The organism is Pseudarthrobacter sp. NPDC058329 (genome assembly GCF_042879835.1).
GTDB lineage: Bacteria > Actinomycetota > Actinomycetes > Actinomycetales > Micrococcaceae > Arthrobacter.
This window is the reverse complement of record NZ_JBHVZR010000008.1, coordinates 179,567-188,465: the sequence shown is the minus strand read 5'-3', so window position 1 is coordinate 188,465 and position 8,899 is coordinate 179,567. Positions and strand designations below refer to the sequence as shown.

Genomic DNA, 8,899 nt, shown 5'->3' with positions numbered 1-8,899 from the left:
TGCACCATCCCCGCCCCCTGGTGCGAAGCCCACCACATCACCTACTGGTCCCACGGCGGCCCCACCACCATCAACAACGGCACCCTCCTCTGCTCCGCCCACCACCACCTCATCCACAAAGAACAATGGACCATCACCACCACCAACGGCACCCCCTGGTACACACCCCCAAAACACCTCGACCCCCACCAAAAACCCCAACAAAACCACTACTTCAAACCACCCCCACCACCCCTGGAATGAACGCGGACACCACAAACCCAGGCAGGGAATGAAGACCGCTTAAACAGCTCCGCCCCGGGAGGAACCAGAGGTTCCCACCGGGACGGAGGTGCCCGCCGCCGTCGGACATTATTGGGGGGATATCCTCCCTCGTTGTCCAGAGCCGTGTTGGCGGTGTGGAGATTAGCTGCTGATGGCGGACTTCATCTCGTCATGCGCCTTCTTGCCCGCTTCCTCGGTGGAAAGCCGTTCGAAGAGCACCTCGGAGGTGTAGCGCTTGATGATCTCCTGGATCGAGCCTGCGCCCTTCGGCGGCGGAGCCGGAGCCTCGCCCAACTCGTCCTTGATCTGGTCAATGAACTTGACCACCTTGACATCGGCCGGCGTCAGCTTGGACTCGATGGCTGCCCGGACTTCCGAGTTCGGGTAGACGCCACGGTCGGCCAGGAGGGTCTCGCCGGCTTTGACGTTGTTGGTCAGGAAGTTGATGAACTTGGCAGTTTCCTCAGGGTGTTTGGTGCGTGAGGAGGCTGACCAGAACTGTGAAGCCTTGTACCAGAGCCCGGCATCAGCGGAGGATCCGGTCTTGGTGGGGAACCGCAGGATCTTCAGGTCGCTGCCCGATGCCTTTTCCAAGGCGGGGGCCTGGTTGGACCACCAGAACGCCAAGGCGTTCTTGCCGGTGGCGAGTCCGGACTGGTCAAGCGGGGCAGCTTCAGCTTCGACTACCTCGGACGCTGTCGGAACTGCCTTGTTCTCGCTGAGCTTCTTCAGGTTCGCCCACCATGCGGCGATGTCGCCCGGCTCGAAGCCCAGCTTGCCGTCGGAGGTGTACAGGGACTTGCCGTCCTGGCGGAGCCAAACACCGAGCGAAGCCTCATCCGTGCCATAGGCGGCGGCGCCGTAAGTGCCCTTCGGGGAATTGGCCGTAATTTCGGACGAGATCCGTTCGAAGTCATCCCAGGTCCACTTGGTATCATCGGGCAGCGGAACACCGGCTGCCTCGAAAACAGCCGGGTTAGCCAGGATGGTGGCGGCGTTGATGCCGGCCGCAATGCCGGTCAGGCCGTCCTCGCTCTTGCCGGCGTTGAGTGCCGCCTCATCGAGTTTGGAAGTATCAATTTCGTACTTGGAGAGGTCGAGAAGGGCGCCGCGGCTGGAGTACTCAGTGATGTACTTTTCGTCCATCTGGATAATGTCAGGCGCATCGTTCGCCGCGACCTGGGTGGCCAGCTTGTCCCAGTAACCGCTCCAGTCACCGAACTCAGGCTTGATCTTGATCTTGGGGTTCTCGGCCTCGAACTGCTTGATGGCTTCCTGGGTCAGCTGGGCCCGCTTGTCGCCGCCCCACCAGGAGAAGCGCAGTTCAACAGTGCCGTCGGCGCTTTGAGGAGCAGAACCGCTGCCACAGGCACTCAGGCTCAAGGCCATCACGACGGCGGCAGCAGCTGCGGCAACACCGGTCTTACGTAGCGGGCGGCGTGCGCCCATGGGGGGCGTCACTGCGGACTGCTTAGCAGCAGTAGCAGGGCGGGAAAAAAGCGGCACTGGGTACTCCGATCTTCTTCGATCATGGTGCTGGGGATAGGGCGAGGACTTTTTCGGGAGCTAAGCGGCTGATATGGGAAATCGCTTTCTGAATCTAATGCTACAAGTCCGAGACTTGTATCACAAGATGTTATTTCAACTCTTTTTGCGCAGTAGAGGCGGCCCGTCGTGGACGGGCCGCCTCCGGAAACCACTGGTACACGAGCAGGCAGGGCCCCGGCGCTCATACGGCACGGCGGCAGGTGTCCGCGGCCGGAAGAGCCGCGGACGACTGGCCGGGGCTATTTGATACCGGTGGTGGCGATGCCCTTGATGAGGAACCGCTGGCCGAACAGGAAGACCAGGAACACCGGCAGCAGGGACACGATAGACATCGCGAACAGCGATCCCCAACTGGTGGCCGACTGCGAATCCACGAAGGCCCGCAGCGCCACCGGAACGGTGAACATGTCCGGGTCCGTGAGGTAGATCAGGGCGCCGAAGAAGTCGTTCCAGGTCCAGATGAAGGTGAAGATAGTGGTGGTGGCCAAGGCCGGAACCATCAACGGCAGGATGACCCGGAGGAAGATGCGCGGGTGGCCGGCGCCGTCGATCCTGGCGGCCTCGTCCAGCTCCCGGGGAATGCCGCGGATGAACTGGACCATCAGGAAGACGAAGAACGCCTCGGTGGCCAGCAGTTTGGGTACGATCAGCGGCCAAAAGGTATTCACCCAGCCGATCTGCGAGAACAGGATGTACTGCGGCACGATCACCACGTGGAACGGCAGCATGATGGTCAGCAGCATGATGCCGAACAGCAGCTTCTTGGCCGTGAACTGCAGCCGGGCGAAGGCGTAGGCGGCCATCGAGCACGAGATCAGGTTGCCCAGGATGGACCCGATCACCACGATCGCGGAGTTGATCATGTAGTGGCCGAAGGGGTGCGTCAGTGCTGACCAGCCGGAGGTGTAGTTGCTCATCTCCAGGCTGTTCAGCCACAGGCCCGGCTCGCGGAAGATCAGTTCGTTGGGCCGCAGAGAGGACACCACCATCCACAGCAGCGGGTAGATCATCAGGCCGCCGGCCAGGATGAGAATGGCGTGTTTCATCAGCGCTTTGCCGCGCTGCGCCTTGCTGAAGGCCAGGGTGCCCCGGGACTCCCTGACTTTTGGCTTGCGGCGGTTCGTAGGCTTGCCAGCGCCGGCAGTCTCCGGGGTGGGCAGCGTCTCAAGCTTAGTCGTCATAGAAAACCCAATACTTAGAAGCGATGAAGTTGATGGCGGTGAAGATGCCGATGATGACCAGCAGGAGCCAGGCCATGGCGGACGCGTAGCCCATGTCGAACTGGCCGAAGCCCTTTTGGTAGAGGTACAGGGTGAAGAACATCGTGGAGTCCGAGGGCCCGCCGTTACCGCCGGAGACGATGAACGCCTGGGTGAACGACTGGAACGAACCGATGATCTGCAGCACCAGGTTGAAGAAGATGATGGGGCTCAGCATCGGCAGGGTGATCCGCCAGAACTGCTGGAGGGTGGTTGCGCCGTCAACCTTCGCGGCCTCGTAGTACATAACCGGGATCTGGCGCAGGCCGGCCAGGAAGATGATCATGGGGGCGCCGAAGGTCCAGACGTGCAGCAGGATGATGGAGCCAAGTGCGGTGCTGGGGTCTGAGATCCAGCCAGGGCCCTGGATGCCGAACATTGCCAGGACCTGGTTTACCAAGCCCGTGGTGCCGAAAATCTGCTTCCAGAGGATGGCAACGGCTACGGATCCGCCCAGGAGGGACGGCAGGTAGAACACCGAGCGGTAGAACGGCAGTCCGCGCAGGCCCTTGTCCAGGACCAGAGCGATCAGCAGCGCCACCGCGAGCTGGAGCGGAACACCTATGAACACGTACGTGAAGGTCACGCCCAGTGAGTTATGCAGCCGGGCGTCGGTGAGCATGCGGGTGAAGTTATCCAGCCCGACCCATTCCGGAGGCTGGAGGAGGTTGTAGTCCGTGAAGGACAGGTACAGGGACATCAGCATCGGACCGATGGTGATCGCGATGAGGCCCACCAGCCACGGCAGCAGGAAGATATAGGCCGCCTTGTTGTCGCGGCTGTTGGCCTTCTTCTCCTCGGCGGTGGCCTTGCCCTTCCGCCGGGAAATCGAGCTGAGTTCACTGATGGCGCTCACTGTGGCAACCCCGTTCCGTGCAGCAGGCCCGCTGCAGCCGGCTTTCCAGCCGGGCGCGGTGCCCTGGGTATGTGTTTAGCGGCCATCTGGTCTCCTTTGGTCATCGTGGCCTCCACGTATTGGTTCATCGCCGGGGCGATACAGGGACGCTCGCCGCTCAGGCTGCGCTTCCGTCAGAAGCGGCCCGGGAGTGGCGATCATCCGAAATGCCACCTGGTGGGTGGTCCGGATTCAAAAGCGGTTCCGTACCAAAGTAAACGGTTTCTTGACTCTTGTATAGCCCTTTGTTAGTTTTTGAGAAACCGTTTTCTGCATCAGGCGTCCCTTCGCCGGAAACACCTGCTGAAGGGCCGGACAATGAGGTTAGTCCCACAAGGGAAAGGAGGCGGGCCAATGAGCCACAATGTGGACCCGTCCAAGGACGGCCAGCCGCGGCGGCCCAGCGCAATCGCGGGCTTCGAGGACTGGCCTGCCTACGTACAGCAACACCCCCGCTACCAGGCGTCCACCACTGCGGCGCAGGAACTGGCAGACGCGCTCGGGGTGCCGGCTGTGCAGCGACGCCCGGAAGTAACAGTGCACTGGCAGGACACGTACGACGGCGTCACCACCTCCCAGCTCAGCTGGCAGTTGAGCTTCGGCCCCCGGACCACTGGCTGGCTGATAAGGCCGGCCGGCGTTTCCGGACCCCTGCCGGGTGTCCTTGCCCTGCACTGCCACGGCGGCAACAAGTTCGGCGGAGCGGACCGGCTGGTGGAACTTCCCGAGTCCCATCCTTCAGCGGCAAACGCCCGCGCCGGGCACTACGACGGCCGTGCCCTCGCCACAGACATAGCCCGCCGGGGCGCAGTCGTCCTCGCCCACGACGCGTTTGCCTGGGGCAGCCGCCGCTTCGACCTCTCCGTCCCGCCGTGGCGGACGGCCTCGGCGCTGGAGGCGAGGCAGGCACAGTGGCGAGAGGACGGCGTCGTGCCTTCCGATGCTGACGAATACAACGCCGCCGCCGCTTTCCACGAGGAAACTGTGGCCAAGACGGCCGGTCTGCTCGGCACCAGTCTGGCCGGCATGGTGGCCCACGACGACCTTGCCGCCCTGGAAATTCTCGCCGGGCTGCCGGACGTGGACCAGGACCGCCTGGGTTGCATCGGTTTCTCCGGTGGCGGCGGCCGCTCCGTGGCGCTTGCCGTCCTGAGTCCAAGGATCCGTAGTTATGTGGTGACCTGCATGATGACCACTTTCCAGTCGCTCCTTCCCGCCCACCTGGACGCCCATTCCTGGCTGCTGCAGACGCCCGGACTGTGGCGCCTTGGTGACTGGCCGGAGCTGACGGCAAGGTCGGGCGCCGGCGGACTGCTGGTGCAATACGCCCTCACCGATGAACTTTTTCCGGAGCACGGCATGCGCGATGCCCACCGCACCCTGCAGTCGCTGCACCGCCCCGGGAGCTACACCGGCAGCTTCTGGCCGGGCGGCCATGTCTTCACGGCCGGTATGCAGCAGGAAGCGCTCGACTTCCTGTCGGCCACACTGCACGGCAATCTCTCAAAACGCGCCGGCCCGGCCGAGGCCGCCAGCCACCTTCAAACCACCTCCAGCCCTCGAGGAACTCCATGACGACCCAACAATCCGCCACTGCGGAGGACAGCACCCGCCCGGCCAGTGCCACAGCAGCCGCCGAACCGGCAGCGGTTCCGCGGATTGCCCTGGTGGGCGTCCACGGATTCGGCGAACGCCACCTCGCCAATCTGGCACGGCTTGAAGAAGCCGGTGCCCTGGAACTGGTCGCGGTGGCGGACCCCCGCCCGCCTGCTGAGGGCAGGTTGGCGGACTCGGTAGCTGTCTTCGACGACCTGACCCAGCTGCTGGCAGCTGACCCAGGAGTCGACGTCGTTATTCTTGCCACCCCCATTCAGACCCATGCTCCCCTGGCCCTCGCTGCACTGTCAGCGGGCAAGGACGTCTATGTGGAAAAGCCGCCGGTGGCATCCCTCGCCCAGTTCCAGGAAGTGCTGGCTGCGGCCGAGGCTGCCGGGCGGCTTGTCCAAGTGGGCTTCCAAAGCCTAGGGTCCCACGCGCTGCCGGCGATCAGGTCCCTCGTGGAATCCGGTGGCATCGGCGACGTCCTCGGCCTTAGTGCCAAGGGGCAGTGGGTACGGAGCAAGGCCTACTTCAAGCGCTCGCGCTGGGCCGGGAAGCGGAGCCTGGACGGGATCGACGTGGTGGACGGTGTGGCTACGAACGCCCTGGCACACGCCGTGGCCACTGCTCTCCACATGGCCGGTGCACATACGCTCGCGGACGTTCGGTCGGTGGAAACTGACCTTTACCGGGCCCACGGGACTCAAAGTGACGACACCTCCATCATCCGCGTCCGCACCACCGGAGGCACCACGCTGCTCTGCGCACTGACCCTGTGCGCACCTGAACAGCAGCATCCATCAGTCACCGTGCACTGCACCCGCGGCGAAATTACGTTCTTCTACACCGAAGACGAGGTGGTCATCAGCACCCCTGACAGCGAGCGCCGCGAAACCTTCGGACGAATGGACCTGCTGGAAAACCTGTTGAATGCCCGCTCCACGGACGCCCCGCTGCTGTGCTCGTTGGCGGACACCGGCGCCTTCACGACTGTGCTGGAGGCCATCCGCACCTCCCCTGCCCCCCAGCCCATCAGCGCGGACCACATCACGTGGGAGGGCGGGGGCGACGACGCTCACCCGGTGGTGCACGGAATCGGACCCCTCATCGAACGGGCAGCCAAAGCGCAGGCCACCTTCGCCGAACTGGGAGTGCCCTGGGCGCGGGAACTCCCGCCGGCCCGGACCTTTACGCTGGACGGCAAAGCCGTCGCTGGATACCAGGACGGCAGCCGCATCCGTGCCGTCTCATCGCCGCGGCCCTACCTCCACCAGGTCCGGACGCTCGCCGGCACCGTGGTGACGGACCACCAGCCGCTGGACCACGTGTGGCATCTTGGTGCCGGAGTGGCCCTGCAGGATGTGGACGGCATCAACTTTTGGGGCGGCCGCACCTACACCCGCGAAGCCGGGCAGTACGTCTGGCGCCCGGACCACGGCAGCATCACCAGCACCGGAACGCCTGTTGAAGACTTGGCGGCAAGGTCGGGCGCCCGTGATGGCCGGCTGCAGGAAACCCTGAGCTGGAACGGGCCCGACGGCGCTCCGATCCTGGTTGAGAACCGTACCTGGACGTGGTCCGGCGTCAGCTCCTCCGCCTGGCGGTTGTCCCTTGACTTCGCGCTCTCCCCCGCCAGTGACCGGCCCGTCAACCTTGGCAGCCCCGGTTCGAACGGCCGGCTCGAAGGCGGCTACGGCGGCTTCTTCTGGCGGCTGCCCAACTGCGACGGCGCCACCGTCTGGACGCCGGCTGGCGCCGGGGAAACCAAGGTGCACGGTTCAGTGACGCCCTGGCTCGCGTGGGCTGGAAAATTTCCGGACGGCGACGCCACCCTCGTTTTTGTGGCGGCGGAAGGCTCCACCGACCCCTGGTTCGTCCGGGTGGACGGATACCCGGGGGTGGGCCAGTCGTTGGCCTGGGATACCCCGGTCATCGCTGAACCGGGCACTCCTGTGCAGCGAAGCATTACCGTTTTTGTGGCCGACGGCATCCTTGGCACAGCAGACATCCAAGCATTGATCAACCGGCAGGGGACCCGTTCATGAGCCAGACGACAGCAGACACCGCACCGCTTGCGGGCAGAAGGAGCGGCCCCGCAACGATAGAGCCGACGCCGGCAGAACCGGTTGCGGCCCTGTCCGGCAGGGTGGCACCGGCTTCCGTGGAGGACCGTGCCATCAAGCGGCGCCGTGTCCTGGACATCCTCGATGCCAAGGGCCAGGAGTCCCTGCTGCTCACCACGCACACGGCGCTGACCTGGTACCTGGACGGCAGCCGCGTCCACATCAGCCTGGCCGGAGATCCCATCGCAGCCGTCCTTGTGGACCATGACGGCGACCATCTGGTGACCTTTAACAATGAAGCCGGCCGTATCGCCGCGGAGGAACTGCCCTCCGGTGTCAGCCTCCATTCAGTCCCCTGGTACGGGAACCTGTACGAGGCGGCTGCCGCCGCCGGCACCGCCGGGAAGGGCACACCGTTGGCAGAAGCAGCCGTAGCCGCGGAGCTGCGCGCAGCCCGCCAGCAGCTGCTCCCGGCCGAAAGCGCCCGCTACGCCCGGCTCAGCTCTGACGTCGCAGCAATCATGACAGATGTCCTCTCCACGGCCCGGCCCGAAACCACCGAGTTCGAACTGGCGTCCGCCCTGGCCGCCCGGATTGTCGCCGCCGGAGCGGAACCGCTGGTCCTGCTGTGCAACGGCAGCAGCCGGAGCGATTTCCGGCATCCGCTGGCTACCCACTCGCCCCTCGGGCGACGCGCCATGGCAGTGGTTTGCGCGCGCAGGGACGGCCTGGTCGCCAACATCACCCGCTGGGTGAGGTTCGACGCCGGCACTCCCGAAGAGCGCGACGCCGAGGCCCGCATCGCAGCGGTGGAGGCGGACATCTTCGATGCCACGGTCCCCGGTGCCCGGCTGGACCGGATCTTTGGCGAGATCCAGGCGGCTTACGCCCGCCACGGTTTCGGTGCCGGGCAGTGGGAACTGCACCATCAGGGCGGGCCCGCAGGTTACGCCGGCCGCGACCCCCGCGTCACTACCGTCGCAACGGACACTGTGGTGGTGAACCAAGCCTTCACGTGGAACCCGTCGGGGCCGGGGGTTAAAATCGAGGACACCGTCCAACTCGCGGACTCGGGCCTGCAGGTCCTCACTGTGGATCCCCGCTGGCCGGCGATGACGGTGAACGGGCTCCAGCGGCCGGCTACGCTTCAGCTCTGAGGCGTCAGGACGTTCGCGCAGATCCTGCCGCAAAACGCGAAACGCTCGCTCAGCCATAGCCGCAATGGCGGCCATGACTGAGCGAGCGTTTCGTTTAAACCGACAACAGTTGAG

7 protein-coding genes are annotated in these 8,899 nt (G+C 64.7%); 4 read left to right on the top strand and 3 right to left on the bottom strand.

The features are described 5' to 3' along the window. The coding region (locus tag ACFVYC_RS12880; protein ID WP_387550401.1) for an HNH endonuclease at positions 1-243 on the top strand (243 nt) is incomplete at its 5' end. Positions 244-405: 162 nt separating this feature from the next. On the opposite strand, the gene ACFVYC_RS12875 is transcribed toward ACFVYC_RS12880, so the two are convergent. The 3 genes from ACFVYC_RS12875 to ACFVYC_RS12865 form a co-directional block, all read right to left on the bottom strand. Continuing rightward, positions 406-1,770, bottom strand: coding sequence for an ABC transporter substrate-binding protein (locus tag ACFVYC_RS12875; RefSeq protein ID WP_387550400.1), 1,365 nt, complete (start codon positions 1,768-1,770; stop codon positions 406-408). A 281-nt stretch (positions 1,771-2,051) separates the two neighbouring features. Further along, positions 2,052-2,993: a carbohydrate ABC transporter permease gene (locus tag ACFVYC_RS12870; protein ID WP_387550398.1), complete on the bottom strand. Its 942-nt coding sequence runs from the start codon at positions 2,991-2,993 to the stop codon at positions 2,052-2,054. Continuing rightward, a complete protein-coding gene (locus ACFVYC_RS12865; RefSeq protein WP_387550396.1) occupies positions 2,983-3,927 on the bottom strand; it encodes a carbohydrate ABC transporter permease in 945 nt (314 codons plus the stop codon). The genes ACFVYC_RS12870 and ACFVYC_RS12865 overlap by 11 nt, the downstream gene beginning before the upstream one ends. 393 nt (positions 3,928-4,320) lie before the next feature. Between ACFVYC_RS12865 and ACFVYC_RS12860 the strand changes: the two genes are divergently transcribed. From ACFVYC_RS12860 to ACFVYC_RS12850, 3 genes are read left to right on the top strand one after another with little or no spacing between them, the layout of a single operon-like run. Beyond that, positions 4,321-5,541 carry an acetylxylan esterase gene (locus ACFVYC_RS12860; protein WP_387550394.1) on the top strand — a complete coding sequence of 407 codons (1,221 nt, stop codon included), beginning with the start codon at positions 4,321-4,323 and terminating at the stop codon, positions 5,539-5,541. Next, a complete protein-coding gene (locus ACFVYC_RS12855) occupies positions 5,538-7,610 on the top strand; it encodes a DUF6807 family protein (protein WP_387550392.1) in 2,073 nt (690 codons plus the stop codon). Before ACFVYC_RS12860 ends, ACFVYC_RS12855 begins: the two co-directional genes overlap by 4 nt. Further along, positions 7,607-8,785 carry a M24 family metallopeptidase gene (locus ACFVYC_RS12850; protein WP_387550390.1) on the top strand — a complete coding sequence of 393 codons (1,179 nt, stop codon included), beginning with the start codon at positions 7,607-7,609 and terminating at the stop codon, positions 8,783-8,785. The genes ACFVYC_RS12855 and ACFVYC_RS12850 overlap by 4 nt, the downstream gene beginning before the upstream one ends. Positions 8,786-8,899 lie beyond the last annotated feature (114 nt).